This is a genomic window from Microbacterium sp. NPDC089987, assembly GCF_044748505.1.
Lineage (GTDB): Bacteria > Actinomycetota > Actinomycetes > Actinomycetales > Microbacteriaceae > Microbacterium.
On record NZ_JBIVGE010000001.1, the window covers coordinates 1,313,965 to 1,332,243 of the forward strand.

Annotated in this window: 15 protein-coding genes, 1 tRNA gene and 1 other RNA gene; 7 read left to right on the forward strand and 10 right to left on the reverse strand. The window is 70.5% G+C overall.

The genetic code is table 11. The features are described from left to right. Positions 1 to 112: 112 nt before the first annotated feature. Both ACIPV2_RS06180 and ACIPV2_RS06185 read left to right on the forward strand, forming a co-directional pair. A complete protein-coding gene (locus tag ACIPV2_RS06180; protein WP_400839403.1) occupies positions 113 to 2,254 on the forward strand; it encodes a glycosyltransferase in 2,142 nt (713 codons plus the stop codon). Next, on the forward strand, positions 2,251 to 3,585 hold the full coding sequence (locus ACIPV2_RS06185; protein WP_400839405.1) for a nucleotide disphospho-sugar-binding domain-containing protein: 1,335 nt from the start codon (positions 2,251 to 2,253) through the stop codon (positions 3,583 to 3,585). Before ACIPV2_RS06180 ends, ACIPV2_RS06185 begins: the two co-directional genes overlap by 4 nt. 19 nt (positions 3,586 to 3,604) lie before the next feature. Here the strand turns inward: ACIPV2_RS06185 and ACIPV2_RS06190 are convergent, their stop codons facing one another. The 5 genes from ACIPV2_RS06190 to ACIPV2_RS06210 all read right to left on the reverse strand — a co-directional run bounded on the left by ACIPV2_RS06190 (position 3,605) and on the right by ACIPV2_RS06210 (position 9,876). Continuing rightward, positions 3,605 to 4,312 carry a hypothetical protein gene (locus ACIPV2_RS06190; RefSeq protein WP_400839407.1) on the reverse strand — a complete coding sequence of 236 codons (708 nt, stop codon included), beginning with the start codon at positions 4,310 to 4,312 and terminating at the stop codon, positions 3,605 to 3,607. Between the two features lie 62 nt (positions 4,313 to 4,374). Continuing rightward, on the reverse strand, positions 4,375 to 5,307 hold the full coding sequence (locus tag ACIPV2_RS06195) for a diacylglycerol/lipid kinase family protein (protein WP_400839409.1): 933 nt from the start codon (positions 5,305 to 5,307) through the stop codon (positions 4,375 to 4,377). 27 nt (positions 5,308 to 5,334) lie between these two features. Further along, positions 5,335 to 8,313 carry a bifunctional [glutamine synthetase] adenylyltransferase/[glutamine synthetase]-adenylyl-L-tyrosine phosphorylase gene (locus ACIPV2_RS06200; RefSeq protein ID WP_400839411.1) on the reverse strand — a complete coding sequence of 993 codons (2,979 nt, stop codon included), beginning with the start codon at positions 8,311 to 8,313 and terminating at the stop codon, positions 5,335 to 5,337. 7 nt (positions 8,314 to 8,320) lie between these two features. Next, positions 8,321 to 9,658, reverse strand: a complete 1,338-nt coding sequence (locus ACIPV2_RS06205; RefSeq protein ID WP_101186682.1) for a glutamine synthetase family protein — start codon at positions 9,656 to 9,658, stop codon at positions 8,321 to 8,323. Positions 9,659 to 9,660: 2 nt separating this feature from the next. Continuing rightward, positions 9,661 to 9,876 (reverse strand): hypothetical protein, encoded by a 216-nt coding sequence (locus ACIPV2_RS06210; protein WP_101186683.1) that lies wholly within the window; start codon positions 9,874 to 9,876, stop codon positions 9,661 to 9,663. Positions 9,877 to 9,944: 68 nt separating this feature from the next. Between ACIPV2_RS06210 and ppgK the strand changes: the two genes are divergently transcribed. Continuing rightward, positions 9,945 to 10,688, forward strand: a complete 744-nt coding sequence (gene ppgK / locus ACIPV2_RS06215) for a polyphosphate--glucose phosphotransferase (RefSeq protein ID WP_400839413.1) — start codon at positions 9,945 to 9,947, stop codon at positions 10,686 to 10,688. A gap of 55 nt (positions 10,689 to 10,743) precedes the next feature. On the opposite strand, the gene rnpB is transcribed toward ppgK, so the two are convergent. The 4 genes from rnpB to ACIPV2_RS06235 all read right to left on the reverse strand — a co-directional run bounded on the left by rnpB (position 10,744) and on the right by ACIPV2_RS06235 (position 14,074). Continuing rightward, positions 10,744 to 11,141, reverse strand: an RNA gene (gene rnpB / locus ACIPV2_RS06220) — RNase P RNA component class A. A 14-nt stretch (positions 11,142 to 11,155) separates the two neighbouring features. Continuing rightward, positions 11,156 to 12,901, reverse strand: a complete 1,746-nt coding sequence (locus ACIPV2_RS06225) for a bifunctional 3'-5' exonuclease/DNA polymerase (RefSeq protein WP_400839415.1) — start codon at positions 12,899 to 12,901, stop codon at positions 11,156 to 11,158. 30 nt (positions 12,902 to 12,931) lie between these two features. Beyond that, complete coding sequence (locus ACIPV2_RS06230; RefSeq protein WP_400839417.1) at positions 12,932 to 13,666, reverse strand: zinc ribbon domain-containing protein; 735 nt, start codon at positions 13,664 to 13,666, stop codon at positions 12,932 to 12,934. Positions 13,667 to 13,675: 9 nt separating this feature from the next. Continuing rightward, entirely contained in the window at positions 13,676 to 14,074 is a 399-nt protein-coding gene (locus ACIPV2_RS06235) for a YchJ family protein (RefSeq protein WP_400839419.1), read from the reverse strand. A gap of 89 nt (positions 14,075 to 14,163) precedes the next feature. Here ACIPV2_RS06235 and ACIPV2_RS06240 point away from each other — a divergent pair, with 89 nt between their 5' ends. From ACIPV2_RS06240 to ACIPV2_RS06255, 4 genes are all read left to right on the forward strand, one after another. Further along, positions 14,164 to 15,003, forward strand: a complete 840-nt coding sequence (locus ACIPV2_RS06240; protein ID WP_400839421.1) for an aldo/keto reductase — start codon at positions 14,164 to 14,166, stop codon at positions 15,001 to 15,003. Between the two features lie 63 nt (positions 15,004 to 15,066). Beyond that, entirely contained in the window at positions 15,067 to 16,236 is a 1,170-nt protein-coding gene (locus ACIPV2_RS06245; RefSeq protein WP_400839423.1) for a hypothetical protein, read from the forward strand. A 160-nt stretch (positions 16,237 to 16,396) separates the two neighbouring features. Next, positions 16,397 to 17,545: a zinc-dependent alcohol dehydrogenase gene (locus ACIPV2_RS06250; protein WP_400839425.1), complete on the forward strand. Its 1,149-nt coding sequence runs from the start codon at positions 16,397 to 16,399 to the stop codon at positions 17,543 to 17,545. 2 nt (positions 17,546 to 17,547) lie between these two features. Beyond that, complete coding sequence (locus tag ACIPV2_RS06255; RefSeq protein WP_400839427.1) at positions 17,548 to 18,114, forward strand: hypothetical protein; 567 nt, start codon at positions 17,548 to 17,550, stop codon at positions 18,112 to 18,114. A gap of 27 nt (positions 18,115 to 18,141) precedes the next feature. Here ACIPV2_RS06255 and ACIPV2_RS06260 read toward each other — a convergent pair. Further along, positions 18,142 to 18,214: transfer RNA gene (locus ACIPV2_RS06260), tRNA-Val, on the reverse strand. Between the last annotated feature and the right edge of the window lie 65 nt (positions 18,215 to 18,279).

The window sequence follows — 18,279 nt, forward strand, 5'->3', positions numbered from 1 at the left end:
TTCGCTCGGAACCCGGGCCGACGATCGGCGCCTTGTCAACCGTAAACTCTATTCTCCTCGCCGCAGTACGATTCCACTCGGTGCCTGTGTCGGTGCCCGTTCGGAGGGCAGCATGGGTATTCAGACGGCGATGGATCGCATCACCGGATCCACATCGATCATCGAGGCGATGCGGGCCGCCGACGATCTCGCGTTCGAAGCCGGTCGCGATCCGGGCGTGCGCACGCTGCGCGTGCTGACGGCCGCTCTCTCGGCCGATGACGATCTCGCCGGGATCGCGGCGGTCCACGCCCTGGCCGAGATGAACGACGAGGAGGCCGCACGACTGCTGTCGAGCCTGCTGTCGTCACCGCGGCCGTACATCGTCGAGCATGCCGCCGACGCCCTCGGCCGCCGTCCGGCACGCCCCGAGGCAGTCGGGCGTCTGGTGCGCCTCGTCGCCGAGGGCGGCTTCGCCGGCATGCTCGCTCAGCACACGCTGGAGAAGTGGTCGACGGGCGCCGCCGAGCTGCTCGCGGTCGCCCTGGAGGCGGCGTGCACGGGCACGCTCCCCCACGACGCGCGGGCCCGCTTGGTCGAGACGATGGGGCTCGTGCGCCATCCGCTCGCTGTCCGTCCACTGCGAGTCTGGGCGACCGATGTCTCCGCCCCGCCGACCGTTCGAGAGGCGGCGGTCGCCGCCCTCGGTCAGCGCCGTGAACCCGGCGCGATCTCGACCCTCGAAGGCATCGTCGTCGAGGGTGGCGAGCTCGGCGATCTCGCTCGCCTCGCCCTCATCGACGCAGAGCCCGCGCCGATCGCGCGTGAGAGCGGCGAAGGGCTCACGGTCGCCCAGCTGTTCCTGCACGCCGACGTCGACTCGGCGCTCTCGGCGGCCGGCGCCGGCGACAACGGCGGCATCGCCACGCTGCTGGTGCGACTGGGTGATGCCCTCGTCACCGAGCCCGCAGCCGTGCAGCGCGTGCTGACCCTGTCGCGCGGCACGGCCGCGCAGGCCGGTCCCGACCTGCTGCAGGTCGCTGGCGGCGAGACCGGCCACCTCTACGGCCACATCCCGCTCAGCGCGCCGCCGGTGAGCTCAGCGGCGGCGTGGCCGCTGCGGGTGAGCGTGCGCCGGGGCATCCGGCGCCTGCTGCGCGCGGCGGGGCGCGTCGACGTGCTCCACCTCCGCATGGCGGACGTCGGCAGCCTGGCTGCCGCCGACGTCGCGCGTGAGCTCGGAATCCCCACGGTGTTCACCGTCGCGCCCGACCCGCACAGCGTCATCGCGTCGCTCGAGCGCTCCGGCACCCTCACCCGCGAGGACTTCGGCGCGGCAGATCTCGCCGAGCACTTCTGGTTCCGCACGCACCTGGTGCAGAGCCTGGCCGCGTCTGCCGCGCACTCCGTGTTCTTCCCCCGGCCGGAGCTCGAGCGCGACATGCGTGCGCTCATCGGCATCGACATGTCGTCGCGGCCAGAACGCCACACCGTGGTCGCCGAGGGCGTCGACCTCGAGGTGGTGGATCGCGCCGTCGCGCGTGCCCGTCAGGTAGCCGGCGGCGTCGAGCCGACCGGCGCTCTCGCCGAGCTCGCCGCGCTGCTCGACGCTCTGCCCGAAGAGCGACGACACCTGCCACTGCTGGTCACGGTGGGACGGATGCACCGCATCAAGGGCATGGCCACCCTGGTTCGGGCATGGGCGGAGAGCCCGCTGACCGACGCCGCCAACCTCCTGGTAATCGGCGGCGACCTCGCACATCCTTCGGTGGACGAACGCGAGCAGCTCGATCGCATCCAGGCCACCCTCCCTCCCGCGCAGCATGCGACGCGCGGACTGCTGCTGACCGGCCATCGGTCCAACGACGTCGCCGCGGAGTGGCTCGCGGCCGCCCGCTTCGGGCTTCCCGGCCGTGCGGCGCCGGACGGCGTGTACGTCTGCGCGAGCCTGAAGGAGGAGTTCGGCCTGGCGATCCTCGAGGCGATGGCCACCGGCCTGCTCGTGGTCGCGCCCGATAGCGGCGGCCCAGCCACCTACGTCGAGCACGGCGACACGGGCTTCCTCACCGAGACCGCCGACCCGGGCAAGCTCGTCGCTGCGATCGAGTGCGCGCTTGCGCGCGCCGCGGCCGGAGACGGCGCACCCGCACGAGCGCGCGACCTTGTGGCTGAGCGCTTCACCATCCAGGGCATGGCCGCCAAGCTCGCTCCGGTGTACGAGTCGGTCGCGCACAGCGAAGCCGAGCTGCAGCGCGCTGCGGAGCTGCTCGTATGACCCTGCTGATCATCAGTCCCGACTATGCCTCGCACCTGCTGCCGCTGGCGGCTCTCGGCACGGCCTGGCGTGACGCGGGTGACGAGGTCGTCGTGGCGACAGGTCCTGCGACGGCCGGCATCGTCGCCGACTTCGGCTACCGCCGAGTGCACCTGCCCCTCGGTCGAGGAGCGAACGCGGGCGTCATCCGCAGCTCCGAGCAGCAGGCCGAGGAGGCCGCATCGCTCGAGGGATTCTTCGCCTCAACGCGCACGGGCATGGTCCCGACCCTCGCCTATCAGGCGCGCGAGCGCCTCACAGACCTGATGTGGGAGCCGGTCGACCGGGCCCGAGCGACGCTGCGGGTGATCGACGAGGTCGCGCCCGACGCGATCCTCGTCGACCATCTCGCCTACAGCGCCCGTCTGGCACTGCACACCTGCCGCATCCGGTACGGCGACGTCGTGCTCGGCCATCCGAGTGCGCTGCCGGTCTCGGGTGAGGTCTACGGCTACCCGCCGGCATGGCCGGCCGCCTTCAGCCCGGGGCAGACGGAGCTGAGCCAGCTGCGGAGGCTGTGCGAGGAGGTGTCGCGGCGCTTCACGGCCCAGTGGAATGAGGCGGCCGCCGCGCTCGACGCGCAGGCCCAGCCCGTCGAAGACGCCTTCGCGCTGCACGGCGACACCGTGCTCTACAACTATCCTGCCGAGCTCGCCACCGGCGACGGGAGAGTGCTTCCAGCGCACCGGTTCCTCGGATCGACGCCGCGCGAGGAGGCCGCGGCGTCGGACGTCGACGGCTGGATCGCGGCGGGCGAGCCCTACGTGTACGTGAGCTTCGGCAGCTTCCTGTCCGTTCGCGGAGACGTGCTCGCCCGGGTCGCCGCCGCGCTGCGCGCGACCGGCCTGCGCGCGGCGATCGCGACGGGTACGACGGATGCCGCTGCGCTCGGCCCGATCCCCGACGACTGGCTCGTCGCGGAGTACCTACCGCAGGTGCGACTGCTCACGTCGGCCGCGGCGGCCGTGACGCACGGGGGCAACAACTCCGTGACGGAGGCCGTCGGGCACGGGGTGCCGTTGCTCGTGCTGCCCTTCTCGACGGACCAGTTCGCGGGCGCAGCCGCCATCGAGCGCACCGGGACGGGCCGAGCGCTCGATCCGAACGCGGCATCGGTCGACGAGCTCGCCACGGCACTGCGGGAGATCGCGGATCCGGCGTTCGCCGGACGCTCGATGCTCCAGGCGGCCGCTGCAGCGCAGGCGACGCATCCGGGTCCGTCGATCGCCTACGCGACGGTGTCGGGATCCTCCGCTCCACCGCAGGTCGCCGCGGCGTCGCCGGCCCCGTGAGCGGGAGGCGGCGGGCAGGTCAGATGACGGCGCCGGGAAGGCGCACCGCGCCTACCAGCCGCGCCATCGCCGGCGGGTCGCCGGCAGCCGCACGGTACTGCTCCATGCGCGCCGCGTTCGCATCGTACGCGGCGCCCGCGCGCACCTCGCCGACGTGGTGCAGCGCGTACACCCGGCCCGGATGCCGTACGGGCGGTGCCCCGAGGATCGTCGAGTGCGCGAGGAACCACGCCGCATCCTCGAAGCCCCACCCGCGGAATCCCTCGTCCTGTCCCCCGTGACTCTCCCAGGTCCGCGGCGTCGCCACGTACACGCCCGAGCAGGCGCCCTCGACGTACTGCTCGACGGCGCAGTCCGCCAGCGGCACACCGGCGGCGTGATCGACCGAGCCGGTGCGTCCGAGCCAGCGGTACTCGTCATAGGGCAGGTGGACGAAGCGGCTTTCAGCGGCCGCTCGGATCGCGGCGATCAGCGGCTCGCGCTCGGGGATGGTGTCGGCATCGCCCACGACGACGACCTCATCCTGGGCCGCGTCGCGCATGGCGCTGTTCCGGCATGCGGCGAGGACGAACGGCACATCCCCCGTGTCGACGGTCTCGAGCGGAACCTCCGGCAGCGTCTGGCGGTACCACGCGATCACGCGCTGGTAGGCGTCCATGCGCGAGGGTGCGGGACGCCACGGGATCACGATGCGAGCGGCGGGAAGCGGTGAGTCGAGGGTGGTCATGCACCGTCCTTTCCCCCCGAGCTTAGGGGAGGTCGGCAGACCATCCGCACCGCGCAGGGCGCTCAGCAGAGCACGCGCAGCGCACCGGGCTGCACGCGCACGGCGAGCTTGGAGATGTCGCCCGCCTCTTCGCCGTCGATCTCGAAGGGCACCGGTCCCGACAGCGCGACGGCGATCGCCTCGCCGGTCAGGTGCTGCGTGACGTCGGTGCTCACGGTCTCCTCGCCACCGCCGAGCAGGCGCCGGATGCCGTTGTCCCAGACCACCGTGCGCAAGGTCTGCAGCCACTGCACGACGTTCTCAGCGCTGATCACCAGCAGGTCGAGGCGTCCGTCATCGACCACCGCGTCCGGCAGCAGGGTGAACCCTCCCTGGATGTCGCCGCAGTTGCCGATGAGCAGCGTGTGACCGCTGAACGTCTGCTTCTCGCCGCTGTCGAGGGTGATCTGGAAGTCGACGGTCTCGGAGGCGGTCACCGCGCGTCCCATCGCCGCCACGTAGGCGAGCCAGCCGGCCTTGCCCTTCAGGTCGTCATCGGTCTCGGCGAGCATGTGCGCGTCGAGACCGAAGCCGACCATCACCAGGAACCCGGTCTCGACCTCGGCGTCGTCGGTCCTGGTCCAGCCCATGTCGATGCGACGCTCGTTGCCGGTCGCGATGACGTCCATCGCCTTGGGGATGCTGCCGACCGGGATGCCGAGGTTGCGGGCCAGCAGGTTTCCGGTGCCCTGCGGCACGATCCCGAGCGCCGGAGCGTCTTCCACCGAGGCGAGGACCTCGGCGACCGTGCGCACCGTGCCGTCGCCGCCCACGGCGATGACGACGTCGCAGCCGGCGTGCACGGCCTCGGCCGTCATCGCGCGACCGGGGTCGTCGGCGGCGGTCTCCCACCACATGAGCTCGGTGTCCGCCGGGACGGCAGCCGCCACGGCATCCCGAAGCGCGTCACCCTCGATCTTGGTCGGATTCCAGATGATCCCGAAACGCTGTGCCATCCGCTCCCCCTTCATCACGGCTGAGTGTCAGCCGTAGAACTGCTTCTCGAAGACTCGCCGCGCCCGGCGCGTGACCCGGAGGTAGTCCTCCTCAAGCACGGTGGCGGCGCGGTCAGGATATCCCAGAAGACGGCCTACCCCGTCGAGCTCGCGGATCTCGACCGGCAGCACGTCCTTCGTCTGGCCGGTGAGCAGCGTCATGGCCGAACGCAGCCGACTGGCGAGAACCCATGCCTCTCGCAGTCGCTCGGCATCGTCGGCGGGAAGGAGATCGGCGAGCACCGCCGCATCCAGCGCCTGCAGGGTGGACGTCGTGCGCAGGTCGGGGACCCGGTGACCGTGCTGCAGCTGCAGCACCTGCACCATCCACTCGACGTCGCTCAGCGTGCCGGGCCCGAGCTTGAGATGCCGTCGAGGGTCGGCTCCCTGCGGCAGGCGCTCCCCCTCCACACGCGCCTTGATGCGCTTGATCTCGCGCACGTCCTGCAGCGACACGCTCTCCGGGTACCGGATGCTGTCGGCGAGCTCGGTGAACCGCGCGATCAGCTTCATGCTGCCGGCGATCCCCCGCGCGCGCAGCAGCGCCTGCGCCTCCCAGGACAGCGACCAGCGGCGGTAGTACTGCGTGTACGCCTCGATGGTGCGGACGATGGGCCCGTTGCGGCCCTCGGGGCGCAGGTCGGCGTCGAGCTCCAGCGGCACGCGCTGGTCGGCCAGATGCTCGCGCAGACCTGCCACGATCTTGGCGGCGTGCTGCTGGGCACGCTGCGGATCCACGCCGTTCGGGTCGTAGATGAACAGCACGTCGGCGTCGGAGCCGAAGCCGAGTTCAGCGCCCCCGAACCGACCCATCGCGATGATCGAGAAGTCCATCGCGTCGTCTTCCGGCGGCACGATCTCGCGCCGCACGGCGCGCAGCGCCGCCTGGATCGCGGCCTCGGTGATCTCGGTGAGCGCCCTCGCCATCTCATCGACGCCGACCTGATCGAGCACCGCCCCCATGGCTGTGCGCAGCAGCTCGCGTCGGCGGAGCGCTCGCACGGCCCGCAGCGCGGCCTGCGTCGTCGCATGCCGGGTCTGGATCGCTCGAGCCTCGTCATCGAGCGCGGGCCCACCGCGCGGACGCAGGGCGGCAGGCGTGTCGAGCCAGGCCACCGACTCGGGGATCCACTCCATCAGCTCGCCGACGTAGCGAGAGCTCGAGAGCAGCCGCGTCAGCCGCTCGGCCGCGCCGGACGAGTCGCGCAGCATGCGCAGGAACCAGTGCGTGTCACCGAGTCGCTCGCTGATGCGCCGGAACGCGAGGAGTCCGTAGTCCGGGTCGGTGCCGTCGGCGAACCAGCGCAGCATCACCGGCATGAGGTGCTTCTGGATCGTGGCCTTGCGGCTCAGCCCCGATGTGAGAGCGGCGATGTGCCGCAGGGCGCCGGCCGGATCGCGGAACCCGATCGCCGCGAGACGCGAGCCCGCCTGCGCGGTGGAGAGCGCGCGTTCCTCGGCGGGCAGCGAGGCGACAGCCGAGAGCAGCGGCCGGTAGAAGAGGCGGACGTGCTGATCGCGCACCGCCCGCCGCACCTCGTCCCATATCGTCTGCAGCCCGGACGCGCTGTCGGCCAGAGCGGTCGCTCGGGCAAGGCGTCGCATGCCCTCGTCGTCGCGCGGCATGAGGTGCGTCCGCGTGAGGTCGTGCAGCTGCAGCCGGTGCTCGAGCAGCCGCAGGATGCGGTACTGCTCGCCGAAGGCGCTCGCCTCCGCGCGCCCGATGTAGCCGCCCTCGACGAGCGCGTCGAGCGACTCCAGCGTGCCGCGCGTGCGGATGCCCTCGTCGCTGAGTCCGTGCACGAGCTGCAGCAGCTGCACGGTGAACTCGATGTCGCGCAGACCGCCAGGGCCGAGCTTGATCTGGTACGGCATGTCCTCGGCAGGGATGTGGTCGGTGACGCGCTCGCGCATGCGCTGCACGCTCTCGACGAAGTCCTCGCGTTCCGCGCTCGTCCAGACCTTCGGCTGGACCGCGGCGATGTACTCCGCGCCGAGCTCGGCGTCGCCCGCGAGCGGGCGCGCCTTGAGCAGCGCCTGGAACTCCCAGCTCTTCGCCCAGCGGTCGTAGTAGGCGAGGTGGGATGCCAGCGAGCGCACCAGCGCACCCTGTTTCCCCTCCGGGCGAAGGGCGGCATCGACCTCCCACAGCGGCGGCTCGATCTCGAGGCCGTTCAGCGCGGTCATGGTCTCGCGTGCCAGGCGCGTGGCGATGTCGATCGCCCTCGCCTCGCTGACGACGCTGTCGTCGACCGTTCCCGCGACGAAGATGACGTCGACATCGCTGAGGTAGTTCAGCTCGCGTGCACCCGCCTTGCCCATGCCGATGATCGCCAGCCGTGTCGCCGCGATCTCGTCGCGGGTGCCCGCGCGACCCGAGCGCTCGACCACCGTGCGCGCCACCGCCAGCCCTGCCTCCAGCGCCGCCGCGGCGGCATCTGCGAGTGCGGCCGAGACGCCGGCGATCGCGGCGGTCGCCGACTCCGCGGCCAGGTCGACGGCCGCGATCTCGCTCAGACAGCTCCGATACTCGACCCGCAGCGCCGTCACCGGGTCGGCGGCGCAGGCGAAGCCCTCGTCCGCGTCGACGGCCGCGAGCATCCGCGCGGTCAGCTCCGCGGCATCCGGGAGGTCGGGGCGCAGCAGCACGTCGGCGTGCAGGCGCCCGGGATGCCTTTCGAAGAACGCGCCGAGTGCCCGCGACACCCCGAACAGCCGCCATGCCGCCTTCCGCGCCATGGGGTCGGAGAGCACCGCGGCGACCTGCGCGGCGTCGCGTCGCGCCACGGCGACGAGGCCGCGCACCGCGGCATCCGGATCAGCGGCGACCATGCCGTCGGCGAGCTCGACCCGCTCGAGGCCGGTGAGCTCGGCGAGCTCGCTGAGGTCGGCTGACGCCGAGGTCAGCTCGACGAAGCCGAGCCGCGCCAGTGCCGACAGCGATACGGACGCATCAGGACGCGCCATCGCCGCCTCAGAGCAGCCCGAGGTTGTTCTTGAGCTCGAACGGCGTCACCTGTCCGCGGTAGGCCTCCCACTCCTTCTGCTTGTTCAGCAGAACGTAGTTGAACACCTGCTCGCCGAGCGTCTCGGCGACGAGCTCGGAGTCGCGCATGTACTCCAGGGCGTGGTCGAGACTCGCCGGCAGCGGCGCGTACCCGAGAGCCCGGCGCTCGGAGTCGCTGAGCGACCATACGTTGTCCTCCGCCTCGGGCGGCAGGTCGTACTCCTCCTCGATGCCCTTGAGGCCGGCGGCGAGCATCAGCGCATACGCGAGATACGGGTTCGCCGCCGAATCGAGCGCGCGGTACTCGATGCGCGTGGACTGGCCCTTGTTGGGCTTGTACATCGGCACGCGGATCAGGGCAGAGCGGTTGGCGTGGCCCCAGGTGACGAAGCTCGGTGCCTCGTCGCCGCCCCACAGGCGCTTGTACGAGTTCACGAACTGGTTGGTGACCGCGGCGATCTCGTTCGCGTGGCGCAGCAGACCCGCGATGAACCGGCGACCGGTGAGCGAGAGCTGGTACTCGGCGCCGGCCTCGTAGAACGCGTTGACGTCGCCTTCGAACAGCGACATGTGCGTGTGCATGCCGCTGCCGGGGTGGTCGTTCAGGGGCTTCGGCATGAACGTCGCGTAGACGCCCTGCTCGATCGCGACCTCCTTGACCACGGTGCGGAAGGTCATGATGTTGTCCGCCGTCGTGAGCGCATCGGCGTATCGCAGATCGATCTCGTTCTGGCCCGGCCCGCCCTCGTGATGGCTGTACTCCACCGAGATGCCCAGGTCCTCGAGCATCCGCACGGCACTGCGGCGGAAGTCGTGCGCGGTGCCGCCGGGGACGTTGTCGAAGTAGCCGGCGCTGTCGGCGGGAACCGGCCCCTCCGGGCCGAGCTGCGAGGACTTCAGCAGGTAGAACTCGATCTCGGGATGCGTGTAGAACGTGAACCCGGCGTCTGCCGCCTTCGCGAGCGCGCGTCGCAGCACGTTGCGCGGGTCGGAGACCGCGGGACGGCCGTCCGGCGTCGTGAGGTCGCAGAACATGCGGGCCGTCGGGTCGACCTCGCCGCGCCAGGGCAGGATCTGGAATGTCGTCGGATCCGGCTGCGCGAGCAGGTCGGACTCGTAGGTGCGGGTCAGCCCCTCGATGGCCGAGCCGTCGAAGCCGATGCCCTCGGCGAATGCGCCCTCGACCTCAGCGGGGGCGATGGCCACCGACTTGAGCGTGCCGATGACATCGGTGAACCAGAGGCGCACGAACTTGACGCCGCGCTCCTCGATGGTGCGCAGCACGAAGTCGCGCTGCTTGTCCACCCTCACCGGTCCGACTCGAGAGAGCTGGAGCCCCACCCGTCGTCGGCCGCATCCTCCTCCGCCCAGGCACGAGAGCGCTCGCGCATGGTCTCGGGGGCACGGGCCGCGTCCTCCCTGGTGTCGAACGGACCCACCCGGTCGACGGATGCGGACTGCATGCCGAACTCGACCTCGCCCGTGCTGAGGTTGTACCAGTACTTCTCGTCGCCGTCGGACATGTCAGCTCCTTCGTCGGGATCTCGTCACGATCCTAATCGCTGGGTCGCGCATGGCTAGGCTATTCGCCATGGCACAGGCAATCGGCGTCGACATCGGCGGAACGGGCATCAAGGCGGGCATCGTCAACCTCGAAACAGGCACTCTGGAATCGGACCGGGTGCGTGTCCCCACGCCCGAGGGCGCCCACCCCGCCGACGTCGTCGAGACGGTGCGCGAGGTGCTCGGCACCCTGGGCGTCGCCGATTCCACGCTGCCGCTCGGCGTCGCGTTCCCCGCCATCGTCAAGTACGGCAGGACGCTCTCGGCCGCCAACGTCTCGAAGGAGTGGGTCGGCTTCGAGGCCGAGAAGTTCTTCGAAGAGGGACTGGGCCGCAGCATCACGTTCGTCAACGATGCTGACGCAGCCGGCGTCGCAGAGGTCCGTCACGGCGCGGCGCGCGATGCCCGCGGTCTCACGATCATGACGACCCTCGGCACCGGCATCGGATCGGCATTCCTCTACGACGGCGAGCTGATCCCGAACACCGAGCTCGGGCATCTCAACCGTGACGGCGAGTCGATCGAGCGCTGGACCGCGTACTCGGCGATGGAGCGCGAGAACCTGTCGTGGGAGGAGTGGTCGGCGCGTCTGCAGGAGTTCTACTCGCACGTCGAGTTCCTCTTCAGCCCCGACCTGTTCGTCGTCGGCGGCGGCGTGTCGAAGCACCCCGAGAAGTTCCTGCCGCTGCTCGATCTGAGGACCCCGATCGTGTCGGCCGTGCACCGCAACGCGTCCGGCATCATCGGCGCTGCCGCACTCGCCGCAGGCTGACCAGCACATGCCAGGAAGGCCCGGTCATCGACCGGGCCTTCCTGCGTGTTCGGGGCGAGTGGGCCGGCCTGTACGCCGGGTTCTGTTCAGGAGTTCTTCGCTCCCTTGACGGCCATCTCTCTCGACGACACGTTGCCGTGCCGTTCCAGCGACCTACCCGAGGACTCGGCGAGCCGCGTCGACGTCCTCTGTCTGGTCTTGCTCCGGGCGAGGTTTACCTGGCGGAGCGCGTCACCGCGCTCCCCGGTGGTCTCTTACACCACCCTTTCACCCTTACCCATCCGCCCTGCGACCCTTCGGCAAGCTCAGGGACCCAGGTGTCGGACGGGCGGTCTTCTCTCTGTGGCACTGTCTCGCGGATCACTCCGGGTGGGTGTTACCCACCGCCCTGCCCTGTGGAGCCCGGACGTTCCTCGGTGCGCTCACGCGCCACGCGGCCGTCCGGCCGACCCACTCGCCCCTTGATTCTACGCGCCCTTTGCCGCGTCCTCCGCGATGTGCACGTCGAGCGGGACGTCGATGGCGAATCCGGGGAAGAGCCGCGCGGTGGCGGCATCCGCGGCATCTCGCAGGATGCCCGCGACCGCCTCCGCCTGTTCAATCGGGGCGTGCACGATCACCTCATCGTGCAGGAAGAACGCGAGATGCGCGCGGTCACGGAAGACCGGACCGGATGCCGCCGCCGGCACAGATGCCGGTGGCAGCGCCATGAGGCGGTGGCGGATCTCGGCGAGCCACAGCAGCGCCCACTCGGCGGCCGTGCCCTGCACGATGAAGTTGCGGGTGAAGCGGCCGCGATCTCGTGCCCGGCTGCGTGCCCGGCTCTCCTCGGCGCCCGCGGCGTCGGGTCCGCTGGCCCGTGTCTGGGCGAGGCGCCACGCGTCGTCCGGCCGGGGCGAGCTGCGGCCGAGCAGCGTGCTCACCACCCCGCCCTGCTCACCGGTTCGGGCGGCGGCGTCGACGAGCCCCATCGCACGCGGATACACGGTGCGCAGCCTCGGCACGAGCTGTCCGCTCTTGCCCGTGGTCGCGCCGTACATGGCTCCCAGAACCGCGTACTTGGCCTCGTCGCGCGTTGCGACCGCTCCGGAGCGCACGACGCCCTCGTACAGGTCGCGCCCTCGCGCGGCCTCGACCATCGCGCTGTCGCGGGACATGGCCGCGAGCATGCGCGGCTCGAGCTGAGCAACGTCCGCGTCGACGAGGGTCCAGCCGGCGTCGGCCCGGACGGCGCCGCGCAGCTGGCGAGGTATCTGCAGCGCTCCGCCACCGGACGAGGCCCAGCGCCCGGTCACCACGCCGCCGGTCAGGTAGATCGGGCGGAACCGCTCGTCGTGCACCCATTCATCCAGCCACGCCCAGCCGTTCGCGGCGAACAGCCGCGCGAGCTTCTTGTACTCCAGCAGCGGTGCGACCACCGGATGCTCGACGCGCGACAGCTCCCAGCGCGACGTGGAGTCGACGAACACGCCGGCACGGTGCAGCGCCCGCAGCAGACGGGGCGGGCTGTCGGGGTTCAGGGTCGGGTCCTCAAGACAGCGCCCGATCTCGGCGGCGAGCACCGCCATGCGCGCGGGTCGCGCGCCGCGCAGCGGACGGGGCCCGAGCTGCTGCTCGAGGATGCCGTGGTGCTTGGCCGTGCTCCAGGGCAGACCGGCGGCCGTCATCTCCTCCGCGATGAGGGCTCCGGTCGATTCAGCGGCGCACAGCAGCGCGAGGCGGGAGTCGGGTGCGGAGGCCAAGGCGGTCAGCTGGCCTCGCCACTGCGCGCGCACCTCATCGATGCCATCGTCGCGTTCGGCGCTCACCGCGCTCGCGTCGAACAGACTCGGCTGCGCGGAGGCGTCCTCGATGCCATCGGCCCGCAGCCAGCGGCCCGATGGGGGCAGCGGATGCGACAGCGATGCGGTGTCCCGCAGGATCGCATGACAGAGCAGCAGGTCGTGCGCCCGTCGCACCCGCACCCCTGCGGCGAGCAGCGGAGGGTAGAAGGTGCGCAGGCTCCGCACCGTCCAGCGCGGCGAGAGGCGCTGCTCGAGCTCGCGCATCTGCGGGACGAGATCGCGCTCCGAGACCTCGGTGATCACCGCAGCGGCATCGACGTCCGCGTGCAGCGCGATGACCCATCGGCCGCTCGGTGCTCGCGCCACCAGGGCATGCGGCGGCCCGGCAGCTGAAGTCACAGCATCCGGTCTATCACCCGCGTCCGACATCGGCTCCGTCGCCGAGGCCGGGAAGGATCATCACAGACCGGACTCCTCGGTGCGCACGAGGATGCCGCCGCACTCGGGGCACGAGAGCACCTCATCGGCGGGGGCGTTGCGCACCGCATTCAGCTCGATGCCGGCCAGCACCATCTGGCAGCCCTCGCAGATGCCGCGGCGCAGCAGACCCACGCCGATGCCACCGCGTGCGGCGCGGCGGGTGTACTCGGCGAGCAGCTCCGCGGGGATGCTCGCGGCAAGAGCCGCACGATCGCGGGCGAGGTGCTCGCCCTCGGTCGCTGCGGCAGCCATGTCGGCCTTGGCGGCAGCGGTCAGCTGCGCCCCCTCGGACTGGGTCTGGTCGAGCAGCGCCTGCTGCGCGTCGACGGACGCCTGTGCCTCTTCGACGCGCGCCATCACCTCGAGCTCGGAATCCTCGAGCATGCTGATGCGCCGACCGAGGCTCTCGATCTCGTTCTCGAGCGCCTGCGCCTGCTTCGGATCGGTCGCCGCGGCAAGCCGCTCCGCATCCCTGTCGCGCCGGTGCGCGGCGAGGGCGACATCGGATTCCAGGCGCGCGAGCTCGGCGTTCGCATCGTCGAGCGCCCCGGTGAGCCCGGTCAGCTCGCCCAGCTGCTGCTGGCGCAGGGCCGCGAGCTCATTGATGCGGGCACCCTGCGCGGGGGTGGTGCGGGCGCGCTCGGCCTGCGCGATCTTCCGATCGAGGTCGGCGATGTCGAGGAGGCGGCGCTGGTGCTCGGGGCTGGCTTTCACTCCTCAAATCTAGCCGTTGCCGGTGACACCGTCGATGTAGAGCCAGAGCCGGTTCTCGCGCACGAAGCGGCTGCGCTCGTGCAGCGTGCCGCGCCCCTTGTCGTCACGGTAGAACGCCTCGAACTCGACCACACCGCGATCGTCGAACGGACCGCCGTCCTCCTGATCGAGGATGTCGAGGCGCTGCCACCGGATGCCGTCATCGAGGTCGAGCCGGTCGGGACGCGTGGACGGATGCCAGGTGCGCAGCAGATGCGCGTCGTCGCCGATCGCGAACGCCGTGAACCGGGAGCGCATCAGCCGCACGGCGGTCGGCGCCGAACCGGATGCCAGCACCGGGCCGCAGCACGAGCCGAACACGTCTCCGCTGGTGCAGGGGCATCGCTGATCGCTCGCGGGTGTCGACATGCCTCCATGCTGACACGCGAGCACGGCGCAGGCCCGGCCCTAGGTGTTCTTCCCTAGGCTGGGCGTGACCGACGACCCGGAGGACCACCATGACCACTGTTCCCGTCTTCACCGCCCACAACGGATTCCAGCTGCCCGCAGTGGGGCTGGGCACCTACCGGCTGAACGGGGAAGCCGGTGCGCAGTCGGTCGCCTCGGCGATCGGGCTCGGCTACCGCCTGATCGACTCGGCCTTCAACTACGAGAACGAGGGCGCCGTGGGCGCCGGAGTTCGCGCATCCGGAGTCGACCGTTCCGATCTCATCGTCACCACCAAGCTGCCCGGCAGGCACCACGAATCCGGCAAGGCGCGCACCAGCATCGAGGAGAGCCGGTTCCGTCTCGGACTGGACGTGACCGACCTGCACCTCATCCACTGGCCCAATCCGATCACCGGCCGGTACGAGCAGGCCTGGCAGGGCCTTGTCGACGCGCAGCAGCGCGGAACCGTGCGCCAGATCGGCGTGTCCAACTTCCTTCCCGAGCACCTCGAGCGGATCGAGTCGGCGTCAGGCGTCCGCCCGGTCGTGAATCAGATCGAGGTGCACCCGTACTTCCCTCAGGAGGAGGCGCTCGCGTTCCATGCCGACCGCGGCATCCTGACCGAGGCGTGGTCGCCGCTCGGGCGTGCGCAGCAGGTTCTCGACGAGCCGGTCATCGTCGAGATCGCCGAGCGACACGGCATCTCCCCCGTGCAGACCATCATCGCCTGGCATGTCGCTCGCGGCACCGTGTCGATTCCGAAGGCATCCTCGCCCGAGCATCAGCGCACCAACCTCGAGGCGGCATCGGTCGTGCTCGACGCCGCCGAAGTTGACGCGATCACCGGGCTCGGTCGTGCCGACGGTCGCCTCTTCGACGCCGACCCGGCCACGCACGAGGAGATGTGAGATCGGGATGCCCGTGAGCCCGCTCTTCGAGCTGCCGCGCCGAGTCGCCTCGGCGAAGCGGACATGACGTTCTTCGAGCAGCCGCCCGTGCGTGGCAGCGCGCTCGGCAGACGGCGGTCCGTCGTCGGGCTGATCAGCACCGCAGCGGTGCTCGTCGTGCTGGCGCTGGTCACCGTGGGCGGCCTGTGGCTGATGTCGGAGGACTCTAACGCCGACGAGCCGCTGCTCACGCGGATCTTCCCGGCGCTCGCCGCCCCCGCTCCCCCGTTGACCGCCGAGTTCGCCGACCTCGCCGATCGCATGATGCTGACAGCGGAGGGTCGGGAGATCTTCGCCTTCACGCAGCCGCGATACGCCGACGCCGACGAGATCGCCGAGCTCTGCGGAGACGATTCCCACGACCGCGGCGAGGAATCCACACTCGGCTGTTTCAGCGGTCTCGCGCAGTCTCGCGCGCAGGATCGGATCTTCATCTACCGCCCGGCCGACGAGCGCCTCGCCCAATCGGTGGTCACGACGGCTGCCCATGAGCTGCTGCACGCCGTGCACGCGCGCATGTCCACAGAGGAGAAGGCGCACGTCGCCGAGCTGGTGGCGTCCGCGACAGCTCGCGTCCCGTCGGACGACCTCGTTCACGACCAGATCGCCGCCTCCATGGACGGCGACGAGGAGAAGAGGGCGGCCGAGCAGTTCGCCTACCTCGGCTCGCAGGTGCACCCCAACGCCGGGTTCCCCACCGAGCTGGAGGAGATCTACGCGCGCACGATCGCCGATCGCGCCGCACTCGTCGAAACGCACCGGCGAGCTGTGGCTGTGCTCGATGACGTGCGGGCGGCGGTTGCCCGCGCGTGGGAGGAGCTGGCGGCAGCCGAGCAGGCGAACGCGCAGACGCGTGCTCAGCTGGAGGCCGACACCCGTGCCCTCTCCGAAGCCGCCGCACGATTCGCCGATGATCAGGCGGAGTTCGATGCGACGCCGCCGGAAGAGAGAGCGCGGTGGCGGGTCACTCTCACACCGACGAACGGCGAACCGCTCACGATGTCGTGGGAGGAGTCGATCGCATATCGCGATGACGATCTGAACCGCATCCGGGGCGAACACCACGCCCGCCGGGCCGAGCTCGAGCTCGCCGAGGCGGAAGCGGCCCGTCTGCGTACGGACACGCAGGCCCTGCAGGATGACGCACTCGCTCTGCTGCGCGACGCATATCCCGGCCAGACGTTCAAGGACTGACCTCAGCCGCCGCACCATAGAACGTCAGCACGCCACGGTCAACGCCCTCACCGGGTGGTGAACCAGCCGCCTAGCGTTGCCCGTGCTCGTCGCCGCCGCATCGGGTCCGACATACGGGCGCGACAGGGTTCGGTGGCACCTCGGGCACGGAGGAGAACCGATGCGCGCGATGACCTACCGAGGCCCGTACAAGATCCAGGTCGCCGACAAGCCGATTCCGGCGCTCGAGCATCCCGGTGACGCCATCGTGCGGGTCACGCATGCCGGCGTCTGCGGCTCGGATCTGCACCTCTACCACGGCATGATCCCCGACACCCGCATCGGTCACACGTTCGGTCACGAGATCGTCGGGGTGGTCCACGAGGTCGGTTCCGGCGTGCAGAACCTCGCACCGGGAGACCGCGTCATGGTGCCGTTCAACATCTACTGCGGGTCCTGCTACTTCTGCTCGCGCGGCCTGTTCTCCAACTGCCACAACGTCAACCCGAACGCGACCGCTGTCGGCGGGATCTACGGCTACTCGCACACCGCCGGCGGATACGACGGCGGCCAGGCGGAGTACGTCCGCGTTCCCTTCGCGGACGTGGGTCCCAAGCCGGTCCCGGACTGGCTCTCGGCCGAGGATGCCCTCATGCTCACCGATGCGTTCTCGACCGGATACTTCGGGGCGCAGCTCGGCGACATCGCCGAGCGCGACACGGTCGTCGTGTTCGGCGCAGGGCCGGTCGGTCTCTCCGCAGCGCGCTCGGCGTGGTTCCTGGGTGCCGGACGGGTGATCGTCATCGACCACATCCAGCATCGCCTCGAGAAGGCGCGCGACTTCGCCTATGCGGAGACGATGCACCTCGCCGAGCACAAGGACATCGTGCTGGCGCTGAAGAGGGCCACCGACGGCCTCGGTGCGGACGTCGTCATCGACGCCGTCGGAGCAGAGGCCGACGGGAGCGTGCTGCAGCACGTCACCGGCACCAAGCTGAAGCTGCAGGGCGGCTCGCCCGTCGCGCTGAACTGGGCCATCGATTCAGCACGCAAGGGCGGCACGGTATCGGTGATCGGCGCCTACGGGCCGCTGGTGTCTGCGGTGCGATTCGGAGACGTGGTCAACAAGGGCCTCACCCTGCGAGCCAACCAGGCCCCCGTGGCACGTCAATGGCCGCGGCTGCTGGAGCACATCCGCTCCGGACACCTGCGTCCCGGCGAGCTGCTGACGCATCGCTTCCCCCTCGAGGACATCGGTGAGGCGTATCACGTCTTCTCATCGAAGCTCGACGGCTGCATCAAGCCCATCATCGTCGTCGGAGAGGAATGACCATGCCGTACGAAGCCGCGAAGCCGAACCGCAGCCCGAGCGCCGAAGAGCTGCGCGAAAGGATCCCCGGCTGGGGCGCCGACTCCGATCCGGAGCATCGTCGCACCTGGCAGCAGAGAGACGACATCGGCGACACCGGCGCGCATTGGCGCCTTCCCGAGCGCCAGCCGGGCGGCGAGCGGCGTGAGCGCTCGATAGAGCACATGATGCTGCCGCCGGTGTTCGGCACCGCGCAGCCGCTGCACGGCATATCCGGGCGGATCCGGCGCTTCGCGTACGACCGGCTGGGCGAGACGAAGAACACGCGGTGGCTGCTGCTCGTGCTGGGCGATCGGGCGGAGGCGTGGGGGGCGCATCTGCGCTCTTTCGTGAGCGCGCATCCCGACAATCCGGTGACCCAGACCGGAGTGCTCGCCGAGCGGCGCCGTCATCCCCTGAGCTCGCGGTTCGGAACGGGACGCCTGGATGTGCGGCACACGTGGATGGATCCGCTCATCGTCGCGGGTCCGTGGGTGGCAGCAGTGGTGCTGATCGGAGCAGTGACGCGGCGCGCCCGCGGACGGCGGTGACGACGAATGAGCTGCGACGGGTGACGGTGGGCCCTGCCGGGATCGAACCGACGACATCCACGGTGTAAACGTGGCGCTCTACCAGCTGAGCTAAAGGCCCTGGTACCCCTATTCTACGGTGCGGAATTTGCGGAACCGGTCTTCGGAACGGATATAGGCTGAGCA

Bases quoted from the DNA above. Each gene is read 5' to 3' on its own strand.
- ACIPV2_RS06180 (WP_400839403.1), top strand. From the start codon at position 113: ATGGGTATTCAGACGGCGATGGATCGCATCACCGGATCCACATCGATC.
- ACIPV2_RS06185 (WP_400839405.1), top strand. From the start codon at position 2,251: ATGACCCTGCTGATCATCAGTCCCGACTATGCCTCGCACCTGCTGCCG.
- ACIPV2_RS06190 (WP_400839407.1), bottom strand. From the start codon at position 4,312: ATGACCACCCTCGACTCACCGCTTCCCGCCGCTCGCATCGTGATCCCG.
- ACIPV2_RS06195 (WP_400839409.1), bottom strand. From the start codon at position 5,307: ATGGCACAGCGTTTCGGGATCATCTGGAATCCGACCAAGATCGAGGGT.
- ACIPV2_RS06200 (WP_400839411.1), bottom strand. From the start codon at position 8,313: ATGGCGCGTCCTGATGCGTCCGTATCGCTGTCGGCACTGGCGCGGCTC.
- ACIPV2_RS06210 (WP_101186683.1), bottom strand. From the start codon at position 9,876: ATGTCCGACGGCGACGAGAAGTACTGGTACAACCTCAGCACGGGCGAG.
- ppgK (WP_400839413.1), top strand. From the start codon at position 9,945: ATGGCACAGGCAATCGGCGTCGACATCGGCGGAACGGGCATCAAGGCG.
- ACIPV2_RS06225 (WP_400839415.1), bottom strand. From the start codon at position 12,901: ATGTCGGACGCGGGTGATAGACCGGATGCTGTGACTTCAGCTGCCGGG.
- ACIPV2_RS06235 (WP_400839419.1), bottom strand. From the start codon at position 14,074: ATGTCGACACCCGCGAGCGATCAGCGATGCCCCTGCACCAGCGGAGAC.
- ACIPV2_RS06240 (WP_400839421.1), top strand. From the start codon at position 14,164: ATGACCACTGTTCCCGTCTTCACCGCCCACAACGGATTCCAGCTGCCC.
- ACIPV2_RS06245 (WP_400839423.1), top strand. From the start codon at position 15,067: ATGACGTTCTTCGAGCAGCCGCCCGTGCGTGGCAGCGCGCTCGGCAGA.
- ACIPV2_RS06250 (WP_400839425.1), top strand. From the start codon at position 16,397: ATGCGCGCGATGACCTACCGAGGCCCGTACAAGATCCAGGTCGCCGAC.
- ACIPV2_RS06255 (WP_400839427.1), top strand. From the start codon at position 17,548: ATGCCGTACGAAGCCGCGAAGCCGAACCGCAGCCCGAGCGCCGAAGAG.